Origin of the sequence: Rhodobaculum claviforme, assembly GCF_016653255.1 — a bacterium.
Taxonomy (GTDB): domain Bacteria; phylum Pseudomonadota; class Alphaproteobacteria; order Rhodobacterales; family Rhodobacteraceae; genus Rhodobaculum; species Rhodobaculum claviforme.
The window spans coordinates 34,976-53,165 of sequence record NZ_NHSD01000296.1 but is presented as its reverse complement, the minus strand read 5'-3'; the positions used below and the strand labels follow the sequence as shown (position 1 = coordinate 53,165).

Genomic DNA, 18,190 nt, shown 5'->3' with positions numbered 1-18,190 from the left:
GGGGCGGGGGCCGCGGCCGACAATGGCGTGCAGCTGGGTGCCACCCTTGGCCCCGTGACCGCCGCGCTGTCCTATTCCGATCGCAACCCCGACGGCGCGGTCGACCGCCGCCGCCGCGTGGGTGGGCCTGGGGCTGACGGTCATCGGGGCGGTGTTCATCGCCTATGCCTTTGCCGGGCCGCGCGGGTTGCTGCCGGGGCTGTCGGACTGGCTGCCGGGGATCCTGGGCCACCGCGGCTACACCGAGATGCGGGTGGTGGGGCAACTCTATCTGGGCCAGGAGGGGATCTTCGGCCTGCCGCTGGGGGTGGCCGCGACCTTCGTGTTCATGTTCGTGCTGTTCGGCGCGTTTCTGGAGGTCACCGGCGCGGGCAAGTTCTTCATCGACCTTGCCTTTGCCGCGACGGGGCGCAAGCCGGGCGGGCCGGCCAAGGCCGCCGTCATCGCCTCGGCGGGGATGGGCTCGATCTCGGGCTCGGCGATTGCAAATGTGGTGACCACCGGCGCCTTCACCATCCCGCTGATGAAGAAGCTCGGCTACAAGGCCAAGCAGGCCGGCGGGATCGAGGCCGCGGCATCGACCGGCGGGCAGATCACGCCGCCGCTGATGGGGGCGGGCGCCTTCCTGATGGCCGAATACACGGGCGTTCCCTACATCGAGATCGTCACCGTCTCGATCTTTCCGGCGATCCTGTATCTGGGCACTGTTTACCTGTTCGTGCACATCGCGGCCATGAAGGCCGGCATGCGCGGCATGACCGCGGCCGAGCTGCCGCGCGTGCGCAGCGTGATGGCGGCGGGCTGGCAGTTCCTGGTGCCGCTGGTGGTGCTTCTCTACCTGCTGATCCAGGGGTTCTCGCCCATGCGGGTGGGGTTCTGGGCGATCATGTCGGTGATCGCGGTGGCGGGTCTGCGGGCGCTGGTGGTGCTGGCGGTGATCGAGCCGATGCGCGGCAATCCCCTGACGGTGGAGCGGGCGGCCACGGCCGCCTGGGCGGGGGTGATGGTGATCGGCCGGGCGCTGTCGCTGGGCGCGCGCAACGCGGTGGCGGTGTCGATTGCCTGTGCGGTGGCGGGGATCATCGTGGGCGTGGTGGGGCTGACGGGGCTGGGGCTGAAGTTCTCGTCGATGATGGTGGCGCTGTCGGGCGGCAATCTGGTGCTGGCGCTGTTCCTGGTGCTGATCGCCTCGCTGATCCTGGGGCTGGGGCTGCCGGTGACGGCGGCGTACATCGTGCTGATCGTGCTGGTGGGTCCGGCGCTGCAGACCGAGTTCGGCATCCCGCTGCTGATCGCGCATCTGGTGGTGTTCTGGTACTCGCAGGACAGCAACGTCACGCCACCTGTGGCGCTGGCGGGGTTCGCGGGCGCGGCCATCGCCGGATCGAAACCGATGGAGACATCGCTTCAGGCGTGGAAATACGCCAAGGGGCTGTACCTGATCCCGCTGTTCATGGTGTTCAACCCCGAGATCATCATGGGCGGGCCGCTGCCGGTGCTGCTGTGGACCGGGGCCATCGCGATCTTGGCGCTGGTGGCCTTTGCGGCCGCGCTCGATGGCTGGCTGTTCGGCCCGATGGACCTGGTGTCGCGTGCGCTGGTGATCCCGGCCACGGTGGCGATCTTCTGGCCCGACCTGCGGGTGGAGGTGGCGGGCGCGGCGGTCCTCCTGCTCGTGCTTGCGCTCAACTGGTGGCTGGCGCGCCGGGCCGCACGGCTGCGGCCCGGCTGACGCGTCAGCGCTTCAGCGCCAGCGTGGGCGAGACCACGTCGATCTCCAGCGCCCGACCCACGGGATAGGAGGTCAGCGCCCCGGCATGCACGTTCAGGCCCGCGAGCAGGTGGGGATCGTCCTCGCACGCCTGCCGCCAGCCCTTGTTCGCCAGCGCCAGAACGAAGGGCAGGGTGGCGTTCGACAGCGCCTGCGTGGCGGTGCGCGGCACGGCGCCGGGCATGTTGGCCACGCAGTAGTGCATGATCCCGTCGACCTCATAGATCGGGTCCTGGTGGGTGGTGGGGCGCGAGGTCTCGAAACACCCGCCCTGGTCGATGGCGACATCCACGAGCACCGCGCCGGGCTGCATCCGGCCCAGCTGCGCGCGGCTGACCAGCTTGGGCGCCGCGGCGCCGGGGATCAGCACCGCGCCGATCACCATGTCGGCGGTGGGCAGCAGCGCATCGATGGCCTGCGCGCTGGAGAACTGCGTCGTCAGCCGCCCCTGGAAGATGTCGTCCAGATACGACATCCGCGGGACCGAACGGTCAAGGACGGTCACATTCGCCCCCATCCCCACCGCGACCCGCGCCGCCGCCGTGCCCACGACGCCGCCGCCCACGATCACGACGTTCGCAGGCCGCACCCCGGGCACGCCGCCCATCAGCACGCCGCGCCCCCCGTTGGCCTTCTGCAGGGTCCAGGCGCCGGTCTGGGGCGCCAGCCGCCCCGCGACCTCGGACATCGGCGCCAGCAGCGGCAGGCCGCCCGCACGGTCGGTCACCGTCTCATAGGCGATGGCGGTGACGCCGCTGGCGATCAGATCCTCGGTCTGCGGACGGTCGGGCGCGAGGTGGAGATAGGTGAACAGCACCTGCCCCTCGCGCAGCTGCGCACGCTCGGAGGGCTGCGGCTCCTTGACCTTCACCACCATCTCGGCCTCGGCGAACACCTCGGCGGGGTCGTCCACCAGGCGCGCGCCGGCGTCGGTGTACTCGGCATCCTCGAACCCCGCGCCGATGCCGGCGCCGGCTTCGATCAGCACTTCGTGGCCATGGGCCACCGCTTCGCGCACGGCCGCGGGTGGCAGGCCCACCCGGTACTCCTGTGCCTTGATCTCCTTCACGCTTCCGATCCGCATGGCATCCTCCCTTGATCCGGTCGCCCCAGCATGCCGCGCCGCGCGCCGCAGGGGTGCGCAAACCAGACTGGCACCTGCGCGTGGGCGCGGTAAAGTCCTGCGCGAAACACCCATCCCGAGCAAAGGATTTGCGCGTCCATGGAGATCGACGACACCGACCGGCGCATCCTGACGGTGCTGCAAAGGCACGGCCGCATCACCAACGCCGAGCTCTCGGAGCGCGTGCATCTGTCGCCCTCGGCGTGCCACCGGCGGGTCCAGCGGCTGGAGGGGGCGGGGATCATCCGCGCCTGGGTGGCGCTTCTGGATGCGCGCGCGATGGGCCGCCCCTCCACCGTCTATGTGGAGATCAAGCTGGCGGGCCAGTCCGAGGAGGTGCTGGCCGCGTTCGAGCGGGCGGTCGCCGCGATTCCGGATGTGCTGGAGTGCCACCTGATGGCGGGGACGGCGGATTACCTGCTCAAGATCCTTGCCCGCGACACCGAGGATTTCGCCCGCATCCACCGCCGCTACCTGTCGCGGCTGCCGGGCGTCGCGCAGATGCAGTCCTCGTTCGCGCTCCGCACGGTCGTCAGCACGACCGCGATCCCGGTCTGACGCGGAAGGGTTGCATCCCGCGCCGCAATCGGGTTGCCTGCGCGCCAACACGGCCGAGCGGAAGGGACAGACCGCAATGCGCATCGGGCTTTATCCCGGAACCTTCGATCCGCTCACGCTGGGGCACATGGACATCATCACGCGGGCCAGCGCGCTGGTGGACCGGCTGGTGATCGGCGTGGCCATCAACCGCGACAAGGGCCCGCTGTTTTCGTTGGAGGAACGCGTGGCCATGATCGAGGCCGAGACCGCGACCCTGGCCCCCGGCGTGGAGATCATCGCCCACCCGTTCGAGAACCTGCTGATCGACTGCGCCCGCGACGTGGGCGCGCAGGTCATCATCCGCGGCCTGCGCGCGGTCGCGGATTTCGAGTACGAATTCCAGATGGTTGGCATGAACCGCGCGCTCGACGCCAGCATCGAGACGGTGTTCCTGATGGCCGAGGCGCGCCACCAGGCCATCGCCTCCAAGCTGGTCAAGGAGATCGCGCGGCTGGGCGGCGACGTCTCGCGCTTCGTGCCGCCGGCGGTGGAGCAGGCGCTGCGCGCCAAGCTGGACGGCCCGCGATGACCGCCGAGGGGATCATCACGGCCCTCGGCCTCCAGCGCCACCCGGAGGGTGGCTGGTACCGCCAGACCTGGGTGGCCGAGGCCCCGGCCGGTACCCGCCCCACCGGCACCGCCATCCTGTTCCTGCTCAAGGCGGAGGAGCGCAGCCACTGGCACCGCGTCGACGCGACCGAGATCTGGCACTTCCATTCCGGAGCGCCGCTTGCGTTGTCGATGTCCGCGCGCGACGCCGGCCCGGCGGTGACGCACACCCTGGGCGCCGACCTGATGGCGGGCGAAATGCCGCAGCTGATCGTGCCCGCGGGCTACTGGCAGGCGGCGCGCACGACGGGGGCCTGGACGCTGGTGGGCTGCACCGTGTCGCCGGGGTTTTCCTTTGACGGCTTCGAACTCGCGCCGCCGGGATTTGATATCGCTCATTGACCCGCGTGCCTGTGGTGGCCGACACAGGCCCCCGTGGGACACACTGCGGGAGGATACGGGATGTATTCCAAGATCATCGTACCGGTGGCGCTCGGCGGCACCGGGGTCGGACGCGGGCTGGTGGAGCGGGCACGCGCGCTGCTGGATCGCGGCGGGGCCATCGTTCTGGTGCATGTTATGGAGCCGCTGCCGCCGTATCTGGCCGCGACGCTGCCGCGCGAACAGCTGGCGGGACGGCGGCGCGACGTGCTGCGCAAGCTCGAATCACTGGGCGCGGGCGCGGGCAAGGTCAGCGTGGATTACGACATCCGCGAGGGCAACGCGCCCTCCAAGATCCTGGCCGCGGCGCAGGATCACGCCGCCGATCTGATCCTGATCGGCTCGCATGTGCCGGGGTTCTCGGACTATTTCCTCGGCTCCACCGCCGCGCGGGTGGTGCGCCATGCCCAGTGCTCGGTGCTGGTGGAGCGCTGAGGGCGCCGCTCGGCGTCGCTGATCCGTCGCCTTCGGCCCGCCCGCGTGCCCGCACGGCCCTAGACTGGGGCCGGGCATCAAGGGGGGGCGGCGATGGCGGATGCACGGGTGGTGTTCCTGCCCTCGGGGCGGCGGGGGCAGGTTGCGCCGGGCACATCGGTGCTGGCGGCGGCGCGGGCGTTGGGGGTCGATCTGGATTCGGTGTGCGGCGGGCGCGGGATCTGCGGCCGGTGCCAGATCGCCCCGCCGGCCGCGGACATGACGCGCACGCCCGGCTCCGCGCTGTCGCCCCCCACCACCGCCGAGGCGCGCTATGCCGAGCGGCGCGGCCTTGGCCCCGATCGGCGGCTGGGCTGCCAGGCCTGCGTGCAGGGCGATGTGGTGATCGATGTGCCGCCCGGCTCTCAGGTCCATCGGCAGGTTGTCCGCAAGGAGGCCGCCGCCCGCCCGATGGAGATGGACCCCGCCACGCGGCTGTGCCTGGTCGATGTGGCGGAGCCGGACATGCACGACCCGTCGGGCGATTTCGAGCGGCTGGCCAAGGCGCTCGAAGACCATTGGCAGATCAATTATCTTCAGGCCGATCTTGAGGTTCTGCGCGAGATCCAGTCCACCCTGCGCCAGGGCCAATGGCGCGTCACCGCCGCGATCCACCAGGGCCACCGTGACCCCACGCCGCGGCTGACGGCGCTGTGGCCCGGGTTCCACGATCGGCTGTACGGTCTGGCGATCGATCTCGGCTCCACCACCATTGCGGCGCATCTGACCGATCTGGCTGATGGCAGCGTGTGCGCGGCGGCCGGCGCCATGAACCCGCAGATCCGGTTCGGCGAGGATCTGATGAGCCGGGTGTCCCACGCCATGATGACGCCCGGCGGGGCCGCGCAGATGACCGCCGTGGTGCAGGCCGCGCTGGCCGATCTGGCGCGCGACGTGGCGCGGCAGGCCGACGTCGATCCCCGCGCCATCGTCGAGGTCGTGGTGGTCTGCAACCCGGTGATGCACCACCTGCTGCTCGGCCTCGATCCGACGGAGCTGGGGCAGGCGCCCTTTGCGCTGGCGATCTGCGGCGCGATCGAGGGGGCGGCGCGCGAGATCGGGCTGCGCGATCTTGCGCCCGGCGCGCGGGCCTACGTCCTGCCCTGCATCGCCGGGCATGTCGGGGCCGATGCCGCCGCCGTCGCACTGGCCGAGGCGCCCGACCGGTCCGACGATCTGGTGCTGGTGGTGGATGTGGGCACCAACGCCGAGCTGCTGCTGGGCAACGCCTTGCGGGTTCTGGCCTGTTCCTCGCCCACCGGGCCCGCGTTCGAGGGCGCGCAGATCACCGCCGGCCAGCGCGCCGCCCCCGGCGCGATCGAGCGGGTGCGCATCGATCCCGCCACCGGCACGCCGCGCGTCAGGGTGATCGGCTGCGACCTGTGGTCCGACGATCCCGGCTTTCCCGCCGACACCCCCGTCACCGGCATCTGCGGCTCGGGGATCATCGAGGCGGTGGCCGAGATGCGCATGGCCGGGCTGGTGGACGCCTCGGGGCTGATCGGCTCGGCCGCGCAGACCGGCTGCGTGCGCTGCGTGCCCGAGGGGCGCACCCACGCCTATGTCCTGCATGACAGCCCGCGCATCGTGGTCACGCAAGCCGACATCCGGGCGATCCAGCTTGCGAAGTCGGCGCTCCATGCCGGGGCGCGGCTGCTGATGGACGCCTTCGGGGTCGACCGGGTGGACCGGGTGGTGCTGGCGGGCGCGTTCGGGGCGCATGTGTCGCCGCTGCATGCGCTGGTGCTGGGCATGATCCCCGATACCCTGCCCGAACGGGTGACATCGGCGGGCAACGCGGCCGGGACGGGGGCGCGCATGGTGCTTTGCTCGCGCAGCGCGCGCGCGCAGGTCGAGGCGCTGGTGCGCCGGATCCACAAGATCGAGACCGCGTTGGTGCCACGGTTCCAGGAGCATTTCGTCGCCGCCAACGCGTTGCCCCACGCCACCGATCCCTTTGCCGCGCTGCGCGGGATCGTGCCGCTGCCGGAGGTGCGGTTTCACCGTGACAGCGGGCGGCGGCGGCGCGATCCGCGCGACAGGGCTGCGACGGAATAACCGACTGTAATTATCGGAATTGACATGACCGACTGAATCACTCAGTCTTTGCCGCAGCCGAGCCACCCCACGGGGACCAGCCAGGGTCAATCGCAACCATGAAGGGATCCAGACCGTGGAGATGACCAATGCTTTTTCCAGGCTGCATGCGTACCGCGACACCGGCCACGGCGCCGGGGGGCTGGCGGCCCATGACGGGATGGCTCGACCGGCTGTTCGACCGGATCGAGGGGTGCCGGGCGTGACCATGCCCGGCCCGGTCGAGGTGCCGGTCCATGACGCGCGCACCCTGACCCAGGGGGGTGTGCAGGCGCGCATCGACCTCGACGGACAGATCTATTGTCTGCGCATCACGCGACAGGGCAAGCTGATCCTGACGAAGTAGCCACCCCCGGAGGTGCCGCCATGATCGTCTGCCACTGCCAGTCCATCACCGACCACGACATCCGTTCGGCGGTGGACTGGATGCGCGCCGCCGACCCCGACACCGTCATCACTCCGGGCAAGATCTATCGCGCCCTGGGAAAGCGTGCCGACTGCGGCGGATGTCTGCCGCTGTTCATGGACACGATGGCGGACTGCGATACACTGGAAGTCCCCATGCATCTGCGCGGTTTGCGCCGTGCGCCAACACAGGGAATATGGAATGAAGGGCGACCCGAAGGTCATCGAGTACCTCAACGCGGCACTGCGCAGTGAGCTGACGGCGATCAACCAGTACTGGCTGCACTATCGCCTTCAGGACGACTGGGGCTATGGCCGCATCGCCGCCAAGTCGCGCGAGGAAAGCCTGGAGGAGATGGAGCACGCCGACAAGCTGATCGCGCGCATCCTGTTCCTCGAAGGGCATCCGAACCTCCAGAAGCTCGACTCGCTGCGGATCGGCCAGACCCTGCGCGAGACACTGGAGTGTGATCTCGCGGCCGAGCATGACGCGCGCACGCTTTATGTCGAGGCGCGCAACCACTGCGACAAGGTCGGCGATTTCGTCACCAAGAACATCTTCGAGGAGCTGATCGCCGACGAGGAAGGCCACATCGACTTCCTCGAGACCCAGCTGTCGCTGTTCGACGAGATCGGCGCCGAGCGCTACGGCCTGCTCCAGGCGAAGCCCGCCAACGAGGCCGAGGCCTGAGCGCGCGCGCGGGGCAGGGCGTCGGCGTCCTGATCCCCGCGGCCGGTGCCGCGCGGCGGATGCGTGGACGCGACAAGTTGCTGGAGCCGGTGGCGGGACATCCGCTGCTGGCGGTTGTCGTGGCGCGGGCTTGTGCGGCGGCGGGGCGGGTGCTTGTGACCCTCGGGCCGGGCATGGCGCTGCGGCGTGCGGCGTTGCACGGGCAGCCCGCCGCCTGCACCGAGATCGCCGGAGCCGCCGAGGGGATGGCCGCCTCGGTCCGCGCCGGGGCTGTCTGGGCCACGGAGCAGGGGCTTGCGGGGCTGATGGTGCTGCCGGCCGACATGCCGGACATCGCGGCGCAGGACCTCGTCGGGATGGTGGCGGCGTTTCAGGCCGCCGACCCGTCGCCGATCCTGCGCGCGACCACCGCTGACGGGCGGCCGGGCCATCCCGTGATCCTTCCGGCGCGACACTTCGCGGCGATGGCGGGGCTGAGGGGCGATGCCGGGGCGCGCGACATCCTGCGCGTCCACCGGTCCGAGGTTGCAGCCCACCCGTTGCCGGGCACGCGGGCGATCACCGATCTCGATACCCCCGAGGACTGGGCGGCGTGGCGCGCCCTCAGGTGATGACGCCGCGCCGGCGCATCGCGCGGCCATAGATCCACAGCAGAAACGCAGCCCCCGTGGCGAGGATCATCACCCAGGTGAACTCCATCCCCACCGCCTGCTGCATCGGCGGATCGGACAGCAGCGTCAGCCAGATCGTCGCCGCGCCCACCGCAAAGAACGACGCCGCCAGCGCCAGCGGCGCCCAATGCTCGCGCATCAACAGCAGCACAGCCCCCAGCAGGCCGCCCCAGACGCCCACCGCCCAGGCCCCTGTGACCCAGGCGGGCATGGCGTCGAAATACACCAGCCATTCCGCCGGCACCTGCTCGAGGTAGGGGGCATAGCCGATCTTGGTCAGCAGGTAGTCGAGGGCCCCGCCCGCGTGCCACAAAAGGGCTATGATCCCCACCGGCACCAGATGCCAGGGGCGTTCGGCTGCAATTGCCATGTATCTGTCTCCCGTTCTTCGGGCGGCACAGTGCCGCGCGCGCCGCGGCGTGTCCAGACCTGGCGGCACGACGTGGTGCAACGAGGACACATGTCAGCCCCCCTCGTGACGCAGGCGGCTGGCGAGCAGGTCGCCGGTATCCTCCAGCACCGGATAGGCGACCATGGTGAAGGCGGTGTTGATCTCCTTGAGCGCGCGCAGCGTTTCCTGGTGCAGGCCCGACAGTTCGGCGCCACCGCCCCCACCGCCGCCCCCACCGCTGGCGCCACTGCCGCCCCGCGCCAGGCGTTCGAGATGCGCGCGCTGGAGCTGCTTTTCGACCTCGCGCACGCGCTCCTTCTCGGCCACCAGCGCGCGGGCGGCGTCGGGCGACAGGCTCATCAGCACCGTCAGCGCGCTTTGTGCGTTGGTCACGATCCGGTCATGGAAATCCGCGATCTCGCGCCGGCCGGTGGCGGAGAATCCCTCCGGCAGATCGTGCAACCGCTGCGCCAGCGGAACCAGTCGCCGCGAGACGGTGCGCGCCGCCGTCTCCAGGTCGCGCGCAAGGGCTGCGAGCTGCAGCGCGCGCTCGGTGTGGGGGCCCTCGGGCGCGGCGCGGCCGATGCCCGAGGCATAGAGCTTGATGTCGGTGTGCATGTCTGCCACGCGCGCCTCGGTGTCGCGGATCGCCTGCGCCAACGGCGCGTCCCAGCCGTCATAGAGGCGGATCACCGGGCGCAGCATCGCCTCGACCTCCTCGCCCAGGCGCAGCACCTCGCGCGCGGCGCAGGCCACCGCGCGCGGCGGATCGACCAGCGCCCCGGGGTCAAGCGCGGAGGCGCGCAGCTGCGCCGGGCCCGCCGGGTCGGGCATCAGCCGGGTCAGGACCGCGATCACCAGCCCCGCCAGCGGCACCCCCACCACCGCCATCGCCGCGTTGAAGCCCAGATGCAGGTTCACCGCCCAAGCCGCCGGGTCCGGCCCCAGCCGCTCGAGCGGGACATCGACAAGACGCAGCGCCACCAGCGCCGCCACGGCGCCCCCGCCGCGCAGCAGCGTGTTGCCGATCACCACCCGGCGCGCCGCCACCGGCGCGCCGATCGTCAGTGTCAGCGCGATGAAGCTGCCGCCCAGGTTCGCGCCCAGCACCAGCGCCACCGCGACGGGGCCGGGAATCGCGCCCTGCGCGGCCACCGTCGCCACGACCAGCACCGCCGCCACGGACGAATGCAGCGCCCACGCCACAACCGCCCCCAGCCCGAACGCCACCAGCAGATCGCCCGCCAGATAGCCCATCACCGCCCCCAGCGCCGGGCTGTCGGACAGCGGCGCCGTCGCCTCGCGGATCAGGCCGAGGGCCACGAAGATCAGGCCCACCCCCACCAGAATGCGGCCCACCTGTTTCGGTGTACGCCCGCTGCTGCGCAGAAACAGCGTGACCCCCGTCAGGATCAGCAGCGGCGGCACCGCGCCCACGTCGCGCGCCAGCACCTGTACCGCCAGCGCCGAGCCGATGTCGGCGCCCAGCAGGCCGCGCAGCGCCACCGGCGCGGCCATCGTCCCGGCCGCGGTGAAGCCCGTCAGCAGCACCGCCACCGCCGTGGCCGATTGCAGCACCAACCCCGCCGCCGTCCCCGACAGCGCCGTCAGCAGCGGCCAGCGCGTGCCCGCCCGCAGCCAGCCGCGCAACTGCACCAGAAACGCCCGCTCCACCCCCGTGCGTACCAGTCGCACCGCCCACAGCAGGAGCGCCGCGGCACCGGCGATGTGCAGAAGGGTCAGGGCGGCGCTGGGTGTGTCCACGGGGTGTCCTCGGGCGTTGCGTCCTCCGACGTCGCACACCCCCCGCCCGGGATCAATTCCGCCCGAGCGTCTCGGTCTGGTTGACGTCGCGCAGAAGGCGTCCGTGGCGGCGGACCTCCGCCAGAACCTGCCCGAAGGTGTCGAACCCGCGCCCCTGCAGCATCGGCAGCAGCTTCAGGAACGCATCCGCCGTGGCGACGGTGTCGCCGATGGCGGTGTGGCGCGCGGCCTCGGGGATGGTGATGCCCAGCCGCGCGGTCAGCGCGTCCAGCGAATGCCCCTCGGTCTGGCCATAGACCACGGCCGACAGCAGCACCGTGTCCAGCACCGGGTGGTCGAAGCGCGCGCCGATGTCGTCCTCGTGGCGGCGCAGGAACTCCAGGTCGAACGGCGCGTTGTGCGCGACCAGCACCGCGCCCTGGGCAAAGCGGTGAAAGGCGCGGCCGGCCTCGGCGATGGTGGGGGCGCCCTTGACCATCTGGTCGGTGATGCCGTGCACCTCGGTGGAGCCCGCGGGGATCGAGCGTTGCGGATCGACCAGCGTGTCGAACACCTCGCCCTTGACGCGCCGGCCGTTGACGACGCGCACCGCGGCGATCTGGCAGATCTCGTCGACCGACGGCGCAAGGCCGGTGGTTTCGGTGTCGAACACGACGTAGGTCAGATCCTCCAGCCGGCTGTCGGCGACGGCGGCGTTGCGCGCCTTGGACAAGAGGTCGAAGTCATAGACCACCGCCCGGGACAGCGGCTTGACCCGGCGTCCGGCGCGGCGGACGTTGCGGATGGGGATGCGGATGGCCGCGCCGGTGGCGGTGCGCTCGGGCCAGGCCTCGGTGCCGTGACCCTGGAGCACCGCACGGCCCGTAAGGTCCGGCAGCCCCGGCTCCAGCGGCTCGGTCAGCCAGTCGTCCAGACGGCCCACCGGCAGCGCCTCGCCGGTCCACTCCAGGCTGAGCATGCCGCCGGGGCCGTCCTCCTCGGTCATCACCACGGCGAAGTCGCGCGCCAGCCCGGCCCGCGACAGCCGCTCCATGAGGGTCGAGGCCAGCGCCACCAGCTCGAACCCGTCGCAGCGCAGGATCAGGTCGGGGCTGTCGAGGCGCACGGCATGGCCCGCGGCCTCGGCCCGGGCGCGGATGCTGTCCATCAGATCGCCCGCGCGGGTCTGTGCCAGCGGGCGCCAGTCGATGCGCCCCTCGTCATAGCGCGCGCCCAGCTCGGTGATGGCGGTGGTCAGGTCGCGCACCTCCTCCACCAGCGCCGCGTTCAGTGCGGGTGCGCCAGGCATGCCGGGCTCCTCGGCCAGCACGCCGATGACGGTTTGCAGGTTGGCGGCGGGTCGGCGCACGCGGTCGAACACATCGGCCAGCAGCGCCTCGCGCGCGCTGTGCGCGGCGATGTCGGCGGTGACGTCGCGCAGCGTCAGCACATAGCCCGGGCGCATGCCTTCGTCGCGCCGGGCCAGCACCCGCATCCGCCCCGCGAGCACCCGCGCGGAGCCGGCGGTTGCGCACAGAAGATCCGATGCGGCGTCGGAATCGCCCGCCTCCGCCAGCCGCTCATAGGCCAGGCGCACCGGCCCCTCGCGCAGGTAATCGAACAGCCCGCGCGCAAGGCCCGGCGCCTGGCCGGTGCCCAGCAGGTCCACCGCCTGGGAGTTGTAGAACACGATCTGATGCTCGCCCGTGCACAGCAGAACCCCCAGCGGCACGTCCGACAGGAGCGCCTCCAGGCGGTATTTCTCGGCCGACAGGCGGGTGGTCTCGCGCGCGACCGCCTCGGCCAGGGCGTTGCGGGTCTGCGACAGCTCGCGCGTGACGGCATCGGCGGCGGGACCGAGGTCGCCCAGGTACCGCGCCTGCGCGCCGTTCAGCGCCCCGTCCAGCCCCGCATGCGCGCGCGCCCGGAACTCGGCCGAGATGCCCTCGATCGCCTTGCCGATGTTCTGGTCAAACAGGTACCACAGCCAGACCGTCAGGGCGACGATCCCGAACCCCGCCACCAGCCCGCCCTGCACGAAGGCGTCCAGCGTCTCGGGGCGGCCGAGCCGGTCATAGCCAAGCCACAACCCCCCCACGAGCGCGGCCACGCTCGCGATCGCCAGCGCCGCGAACAGCAACAGCAGCCGCAGCCGAAGGCCCAGCCGCGCGATCATCCCGCGTCACCGGCGGGCGCGGTCCCGGGCTCCAGGATGCGGCGCACCTCGGTGCGCAACTCCTTGAGGTCAAAGGGTTTGGAGATGAAGCCGTCGGCCCCCATCGCAAGCCCCTTGCGCCGTTCCACCGCCGATCCGCGCGCGGTCATCATCAGGATGCGCACGCCCGCCAGACCGGTGTCCTCGCGCACCTGCTGGCAGATCTCGTAGCCCGAGACCTCGGGCAGCATGATGTCCAGCAGCACCAGATCGGGGCGCAGGCTGCGGATACGCTCCACCGCGCCCGCGCCGGTGGCGATGCGCTCATGGGCATACCCCTCGCGCCCCAGCAGGAAGTCGAGCGCGATGGCGATGTTGTCCTCGTCCTCGATCACGAGGATGGTCTTGCGGGTGTCCGATGGCACGTGTCGTCTCCTCCTCCCCCTCGCGGGGCCGCGCGGGGCGCGGCCCTGCGTCGCGGGCGCCTCTGGCCCGGCATCCTCCCCGATGCCGGGCCTTCGCCCTCTGGCCCGATGCCGGGCCTCCGCCCTGTGGCCCGATGCCGGGCTTTCGTCCTCAGCCCTGCGCGGTGGAGCGGCCCTCGCAGACCGCACGCAGGAGGGCGTCGTCAGGCGGCAGCGTCCACCAGGTCGCCCCCTCCAGCGTGCCGTCCTCGGCAAAGCGCACGCTGTCGCGCAGGTCCGCGCGCCGCCCCGAGGTGCAGTCGAACACCACCGGGATCGGGCGCGCCGGGTCCCATCGGCCCATCAGCACAAGGCTGGTGATGACAAGGCCCGGCTGCTCGGGGTTGGTGCGGTCGAAGCGGTGGTCGATCACCGTCATCCGGTTCGTCAGCGGCACCACAAAGGTCCAGGGCCGGAACCAGGCCGTCGTGGCATTGCGCGAGGCGACCGTCGCCTCGGGCGGCAGCTGGTCGATGACGCGTCCGGCCCAGGAATACTCCAGATAGATCACGAACAGCAGCATCCCCACCCCGGCGCTGGCGGGCACCAGCCAGCCCGGCAAGCGACCCCGCGCGGCGCGCACGATCATGTGCGCCATCCCCGCGATGGCCGCCGCCACCGTCAGCGTGCCCACCAGTTCCCAGATCATGCGGCCCCCTTGCGTGCGGTCATCCCAGCAGTCCCTTGCCCTGTCCCAGCGCCGATTGCATCGTGCGCACCACCACGAAGGCGTCGCGCAGGTGGCTGCGCTCGAAATCCGACATGTCCGATGGGGCGATGTAGTTGTCGGGCTTGCGCCCCGCGCGCACCAGCGCCGCCTGGCTTTGCAGCCGCACACGCGCGATCAGGTCATAGGCCTCGATCAGGTCGCGCGCCCCGGAGGCCGAGATGATGCCCGCAGCCTCGGCCCCGCGCAGCCGGGACCGGGTGTTGACGTCCGTCAGCCGCCCCTTGAGCGCATAGACCCGGCCCAGGTCGACCACCGGCACCACGCCGCCCAGCTTCAGGTCGATGTGGTTGCGGTACTCGCCCGAACGGATCGTGGCGAAGCCCCGCAGCAGCCCCAGCGGCGGCGAGTGCTTCAACGAGTTGGAGATCATGTGCGCCACGAAGATGGAGTTCCTTGACGCCCGCTCCAGCGTCTCGGCTTGCAGGTCGCGGAACAGGCGCACCTCGCCGCCGATGGGGCGCAGGTCGAACATCACGCTCGCCAGCATCTGCGCCTCGGGGTTGGGCGTCTCGATCCAGCCGACGAAATACTGTCGCCAGACGCGCACCGGCTGGCACCAGCGCGGGTTGGTGGCCATCATGTCGCCGGGGCAGTTGAAGTACCCCGCCGCATCCAGCCCGTCGCAGACATACCGCGCCAGCCGCTGGAAATAGGCCATGTCGGCGTCGGTCACCGCATCGTCGAGCACGAGGCAATTGTCCTGGTCCGACACGCCGGTCTGTTCCTGGCGGCCCTGGCTGCCGCAGGCCAGCCACAGATAGGGCACGGGGGGCGGGCCGAACTCCGCCTCGGCCAGCTTCAGCAGGCGGCGGGTGACGGCGTCGGCGATGTCGGTGATCAGCCGGGTGACGACCTCGTGGGCGTTGTGCGCGCCCACCAGCTGCACCAGCAGGCGCGGGATGCCGGCGGTGATCGCGGCCATGTCCGCCACGCTTTCGGCGACCGCCACGTCGCGGATCAGCTGCGCCGAGGACACCGCCTGGAACCGCGTCAGGTCGGTCTGGGTGATCATGCCCATGAGCCGCTCGCCGTCCACCACCGGCAGATGCCCGATCTTCCGCTCCAGCATCATGTGCAGGATGTCCGAACCCAGCGACTCCGGGCCCAGCGTCAGCGGCTCGGGCGTCATCACGGCGCCCACGGGGGTGTCCGCGCCCAACCCTTCGGCCAGCACGCGCGCGGTCAGGTCGCGGGTGGTGACGATCCCCACCAGCCGCCCCCCATCGTCCACCACCCCCAGCGAGGAGATCCGGCGGTCGCGCATCTCGGCGGCGGCCGCGCCCACGGTGGTGGCGGGGGTACAGGTGACGGGCTTGCGGCTCATCAGCTCGCCCACCTTCAGCGTGGCGAGGTCGGAGCTGCGGGTTTCCGCCCCGCGCGACCGGCTGAAGAAGCGGTGAAAGGCGGGGTATTCGGCGATCAGCCGACGCAGCTCGCCCACCGGCAGCATCAGCAGGACCGATGCCTCGGTGGTGCGCGCGGTGGTCATCGCCAGCCCGTCGCGCAGGAGGCCCCGTTCGCCAAAGCTGTTGCGCGGCCCGAGGATGGAGACCAGCGCCGCGTTGCGGTCCAGAACCTCCACCGCGCCGCGCTTGACCAGGTAAAGCCCGCGCAGCGGCTCGCCGGCGGCATAGATCTCGGTTCCGGCCGGATAGTCCCTGCGGCTGAAGGAACTGGCGATATGCGCCAGCTCGTCCCGCGGCAGGCTGTCATAGGGGTGCACCGTCTCGAGGAATGCGGTGACGAGGTCGGTGTAGTCGTCGCCCATGTCCCTGTCCTCCGGTGAAGGGGGGGCAGGGCGGCGCCGTGGCGCCGCCCTGCCGTGTTCGTGTCGGGCCGTGTCAGTGATCCACGGCTCCGGCAGCGCCGCGCGGAATGCGGATCGATTCCACCAGCTCCTGGATCTCCGCCGGGGGCTCCTTGGTCTGGGTCATCACCACATAGGCGACCAGGAAGTTGATCGCCGCGCCGACCGCACCGAAGGACAACGGCGAGATGCCGAAGAACCAGTTCTCGGGCGTGTTCGCCAGCATGTTGGTGCCGGGGATGAAGAACCAGCCGAGGTAGGTGAAGATGTAGAGGCAGGTGGCCACAAGGCCGACCACCATGCCCGACACCGCGCCGGCCGTGTTCATCTTGGTCGAGAAGATCCCCATCATGATCGCCGGGAACAGCGTGGCCGCCGCAAGCCCGAACGCCAGCGCCACCACCTGTGCCGCAAAGCCCGGTGGGTTCGCCCCCAGATACGTCGCAAGCGCAATGGCAAACGCCATCGAGATGCGCGCGGCCAGAAGCTCCGCCTTCTCCGAGATGCCCGGCGTCAGCGTGGACTTCAGCAGGTCGTGGCTGATGGCCGACGAAATCGCCAGCAGCAGACCCGCCGCCGTGGACAGCGCCGCCGCCAGACCGCCCGCGGCGATCAGCGCGATCACCCAGCCCGGAAGCTGCGCGATCTCGGGGTTGGCCAGCACCAGGATGTCCTGGTTGAAGGTGACCATCTCGTTGCCTTCCCAGCCACGCTCGGCGGCGATTTCGGCAAAGGCGGGGTCGCGGTCGTTGTAGTACTGGATCAGGCCGTCGTTGTTCTTGTCCTCGAAGGCCAGAAGCCCCGTCAGCTCCCAGTTGCGCATCCAGTCGGGCCGCTCGTCATAGCTGATCGGCTGCGCAGTGGTCCCGTCGGGATAGATGGTGGTGAGGATGTTGAGCCGCGCCATCGCCCCCACGGCCGGAGCCACGGTGTACAGCAGCGCGATGAACACCAGCGCCCAGCCGGCCGACTTGCGCGCATCCGACACCTTGGGAACGGTGAAGAACCGGATGATGACGTGCGGCAGGCCCGCCGTGCCCACCATCAGCGACATGGTGAACAGGAACATGTTGAAATAGCTGGTGTGCTGGCCGGTGTAGTCGTTGAAGCCCAGTTCCACCAGAACCTGGTCGAGGGTCTGGAGCAGCGGCTGGCCGGATTCCAGATGGGTCGAGAACAGCCCGATCTGCGGCAGGAACTGCCCCGTCAGCTGGAGCGAGATGAACACCGCCGGGATGGTGTAGGCGATGATCATCACGATGTACTGCGCCAGCTGCGTGTAGGTGATCCCCTTCATGCCGCCGATCACGGCATAGGCGAAGATCACCGCCGCGGCGATCAGCAGGCCGGTCAGGTTGTCGACCTCCAGAAACCGCGAGAACGCGACGCCGGCGCCGGTCATCTGCCCGATCACATAGGTGATCGAGATCACCAGAAGGCAGATCACCGCCACGACCCGCGCGGTCTGGCTGTAGAAGCGGTCGCCGATGAATTCCGGCACGGTGTAGCGGCCGAACTTGCGCAGGTACGGCGCCAGCAGCAGCGCCAGCATCACATAGCCGCCCGTCCAGCCCATCAGGAACGACGAGTTGCCGTAGCCCACAAAGGCGATCAGGCCGGCCATCGAGATGAACGACGCCGCCGACATCCAGTCCGCAGCCGTGGCCGCCCCGTTGACGATCGGGTTGACCCCGCGCGAGGCGGCGTAGAAGTCCGCGGTCGACCCGGCGCGGGCCCAGATCGCGATGCCGATATAGAGCGCGAAGGACGCGCCCACGAAAATCAGGTTTAGGGTGAACTGATCCATGTCGCGCCCCTTATTCCTCGTCCACGCCGAACTTGCGGTCGAGACGGTTCATGTACCACGTGTAGAAGAAGATCAGCGCGATGAAGACCAGGATCGATCCCTGCTGGGCGAACCAGAATCCAAGGTCGGTCCCGCCCACGGGAATGCCCTTCAGCAATGGCCGGAATACGATCCCGAAGCCGAAGGACACCAGCGCCCAGATGGCCATGCAGATATAGATGACTTTCAGATTCGCCTTCCAGTAGGCGTCTGAATAGGATTTTTCAGACAT

The 18,190-nt window shown here is 70.4% G+C and carries 19 protein-coding genes; 10 read left to right on the top strand and 9 right to left on the bottom strand.

Annotated elements, in window-relative coordinates:
• Positions 1-121 precede the first annotated feature (121 nt).
• The gene (locus CCR87_RS13355; RefSeq protein WP_338048925.1) at positions 122-1,732 is read left to right on the top strand and encodes a TRAP transporter permease; all 1,611 of its coding nucleotides are present in this window, start codon (positions 122-124) and stop codon (positions 1,730-1,732) included.
• 4 nt (positions 1,733-1,736) lie between these two features.
• Here CCR87_RS13355 and ald read toward each other — a convergent pair whose 3' ends face one another.
• Positions 1,737-2,855 (bottom strand): alanine dehydrogenase, encoded by a 1,119-nt coding sequence (gene ald, locus CCR87_RS13350; protein WP_201158020.1) that lies wholly within the window; start codon positions 2,853-2,855, stop codon positions 1,737-1,739.
• Positions 2,856-2,993: 138 nt separating this feature from the next.
• Between ald and CCR87_RS13345 the strand changes: the two genes are divergently transcribed.
• The 9 genes from CCR87_RS13345 to CCR87_RS13305 all read left to right on the top strand — a co-directional run bounded on the left by CCR87_RS13345 (position 2,994) and on the right by CCR87_RS13305 (position 8,762).
• The gene (locus CCR87_RS13345) at positions 2,994-3,452 is read left to right on the top strand and encodes an Lrp/AsnC family transcriptional regulator (protein ID WP_201158019.1); all 459 of its coding nucleotides are present in this window, start codon (positions 2,994-2,996) and stop codon (positions 3,450-3,452) included.
• A gap of 76 nt (positions 3,453-3,528) precedes the next feature.
• Complete coding sequence (coaD, locus tag CCR87_RS13340; RefSeq protein WP_201158018.1) at positions 3,529-4,023, top strand: pantetheine-phosphate adenylyltransferase; 495 nt, start codon at positions 3,529-3,531, stop codon at positions 4,021-4,023.
• Entirely contained in the window at positions 4,020-4,445 is a 426-nt protein-coding gene (locus CCR87_RS13335) for a cupin domain-containing protein (RefSeq protein WP_201158017.1), read from the top strand. The genes coaD and CCR87_RS13335 overlap by 4 nt, the downstream gene beginning before the upstream one ends.
• 60 nt (positions 4,446-4,505) lie before the next feature.
• Positions 4,506-4,919 carry a universal stress protein gene (locus CCR87_RS13330; RefSeq protein WP_201158016.1) on the top strand — a complete coding sequence of 138 codons (414 nt, stop codon included), beginning with the start codon at positions 4,506-4,508 and terminating at the stop codon, positions 4,917-4,919.
• A 93-nt stretch (positions 4,920-5,012) separates the two neighbouring features.
• Positions 5,013-7,016 (top strand): ASKHA domain-containing protein, encoded by a 2,004-nt coding sequence (locus tag CCR87_RS13325; protein WP_201158015.1) that lies wholly within the window; start codon positions 5,013-5,015, stop codon positions 7,014-7,016.
• 247 nt (positions 7,017-7,263) lie between these two features.
• Complete coding sequence (gene hemP, locus CCR87_RS13320) at positions 7,264-7,401, top strand: hemin uptake protein HemP (protein WP_201158027.1); 138 nt, start codon at positions 7,264-7,266, stop codon at positions 7,399-7,401.
• A 20-nt stretch (positions 7,402-7,421) separates the two neighbouring features.
• The gene (locus CCR87_RS13315) at positions 7,422-7,715 is read left to right on the top strand and encodes a (2Fe-2S)-binding protein (RefSeq protein WP_201158014.1); all 294 of its coding nucleotides are present in this window, start codon (positions 7,422-7,424) and stop codon (positions 7,713-7,715) included.
• Positions 7,663-8,151 (top strand): bacterioferritin, encoded by a 489-nt coding sequence (gene bfr / locus CCR87_RS13310; protein ID WP_201158013.1) that lies wholly within the window; start codon positions 7,663-7,665, stop codon positions 8,149-8,151. The genes CCR87_RS13315 and bfr overlap by 53 nt, the downstream gene beginning before the upstream one ends.
• A complete protein-coding gene (locus CCR87_RS13305) occupies positions 8,148-8,762 on the top strand; it encodes a nucleotidyltransferase family protein (protein ID WP_274609782.1) in 615 nt (204 codons plus the stop codon). Before bfr ends, CCR87_RS13305 begins: the two co-directional genes overlap by 4 nt.
• Here the strand turns inward: CCR87_RS13305 and CCR87_RS13300 are convergent.
• From CCR87_RS13300 to CCR87_RS13265, 8 genes are all read right to left on the bottom strand, one after another.
• Positions 8,755-9,192 (bottom strand): hypothetical protein, encoded by a 438-nt coding sequence (locus tag CCR87_RS13300; RefSeq protein ID WP_201158011.1) that lies wholly within the window; start codon positions 9,190-9,192, stop codon positions 8,755-8,757. The genes CCR87_RS13305 and CCR87_RS13300 overlap by 8 nt on opposite strands.
• 93 nt (positions 9,193-9,285) lie before the next feature.
• Positions 9,286-10,977 carry a Na/Pi cotransporter family protein gene (locus tag CCR87_RS13295; protein ID WP_338048924.1) on the bottom strand — a complete coding sequence of 564 codons (1,692 nt, stop codon included), beginning with the start codon at positions 10,975-10,977 and terminating at the stop codon, positions 9,286-9,288.
• A gap of 52 nt (positions 10,978-11,029) precedes the next feature.
• On the bottom strand, positions 11,030-13,132 hold the full coding sequence (locus tag CCR87_RS13290; RefSeq protein WP_201158010.1) for a 3'-5' exonuclease: 2,103 nt from the start codon (positions 13,130-13,132) through the stop codon (positions 11,030-11,032).
• On the bottom strand, positions 13,129-13,536 hold the full coding sequence (locus CCR87_RS17330; RefSeq protein WP_338048923.1) for a response regulator transcription factor: 408 nt from the start codon (positions 13,534-13,536) through the stop codon (positions 13,129-13,131). The genes CCR87_RS13290 and CCR87_RS17330 overlap by 4 nt, the downstream gene beginning before the upstream one ends.
• Positions 13,537-13,687: 151 nt before the next feature.
• On the bottom strand, positions 13,688-14,224 hold the full coding sequence (locus CCR87_RS13280; RefSeq protein WP_201158009.1) for a hypothetical protein: 537 nt from the start codon (positions 14,222-14,224) through the stop codon (positions 13,688-13,690).
• Positions 14,225-14,243: 19 nt separating this feature from the next.
• A complete protein-coding gene (locus tag CCR87_RS13275; protein WP_201158008.1) occupies positions 14,244-16,073 on the bottom strand; it encodes a DUF294 nucleotidyltransferase-like domain-containing protein in 1,830 nt (609 codons plus the stop codon).
• Between the two features lie 73 nt (positions 16,074-16,146).
• On the bottom strand, positions 16,147-17,919 hold the full coding sequence (locus CCR87_RS13270; protein ID WP_201158007.1) for a sodium:solute symporter family protein: 1,773 nt from the start codon (positions 17,917-17,919) through the stop codon (positions 16,147-16,149).
• A gap of 10 nt (positions 17,920-17,929) precedes the next feature.
• A complete protein-coding gene (locus CCR87_RS13265) occupies positions 17,930-18,190 on the bottom strand; it encodes a DUF4212 domain-containing protein (protein WP_201158006.1) in 261 nt (86 codons plus the stop codon).

Excerpts from the sequence above, each read along its gene's own strand:
- ald (WP_201158020.1), bottom strand. The coding sequence starts at position 2,855 with ATGCGGATCGGAAGCGTGAAGGAGATCAAGGCACAGGAGTACCGGGTG.
- CCR87_RS13275 (WP_201158008.1), bottom strand. The coding sequence starts at position 16,073 with ATGGGCGACGACTACACCGACCTCGTCACCGCATTCCTCGAGACGGTG.
- CCR87_RS13265 (WP_201158006.1), bottom strand. The coding sequence starts at position 18,190 with ATGTCTGAAAAATCCTATTCAGACGCCTACTGGAAGGCGAATCTGAAA.
- coaD (WP_201158018.1), top strand. The coding sequence starts at position 3,529 with ATGCGCATCGGGCTTTATCCCGGAACCTTCGATCCGCTCACGCTGGGG.
- CCR87_RS13290 (WP_201158010.1), bottom strand. The coding sequence starts at position 13,132 with ATGATCGCGCGGCTGGGCCTTCGGCTGCGGCTGCTGTTGCTGTTCGCG.
- CCR87_RS13325 (WP_201158015.1), top strand. The coding sequence starts at position 5,013 with ATGGCGGATGCACGGGTGGTGTTCCTGCCCTCGGGGCGGCGGGGGCAG.
- hemP (WP_201158027.1), top strand. The coding sequence starts at position 7,264 with ATGCCCGGCCCGGTCGAGGTGCCGGTCCATGACGCGCGCACCCTGACC.
- CCR87_RS13280 (WP_201158009.1), bottom strand. The coding sequence starts at position 14,224 with ATGATCTGGGAACTGGTGGGCACGCTGACGGTGGCGGCGGCCATCGCG.
- CCR87_RS13335 (WP_201158017.1), top strand. The coding sequence starts at position 4,020 with ATGACCGCCGAGGGGATCATCACGGCCCTCGGCCTCCAGCGCCACCCG.
- bfr (WP_201158013.1), top strand. The coding sequence starts at position 7,663 with ATGAAGGGCGACCCGAAGGTCATCGAGTACCTCAACGCGGCACTGCGC.
- CCR87_RS13345 (WP_201158019.1), top strand. The coding sequence starts at position 2,994 with ATGGAGATCGACGACACCGACCGGCGCATCCTGACGGTGCTGCAAAGG.
- CCR87_RS13330 (WP_201158016.1), top strand. The coding sequence starts at position 4,506 with ATGTATTCCAAGATCATCGTACCGGTGGCGCTCGGCGGCACCGGGGTC.
- CCR87_RS13300 (WP_201158011.1), bottom strand. The coding sequence starts at position 9,192 with ATGGCAATTGCAGCCGAACGCCCCTGGCATCTGGTGCCGGTGGGGATC.
- CCR87_RS13315 (WP_201158014.1), top strand. The coding sequence starts at position 7,422 with ATGATCGTCTGCCACTGCCAGTCCATCACCGACCACGACATCCGTTCG.
- CCR87_RS13270 (WP_201158007.1), bottom strand. The coding sequence starts at position 17,919 with ATGGATCAGTTCACCCTAAACCTGATTTTCGTGGGCGCGTCCTTCGCG.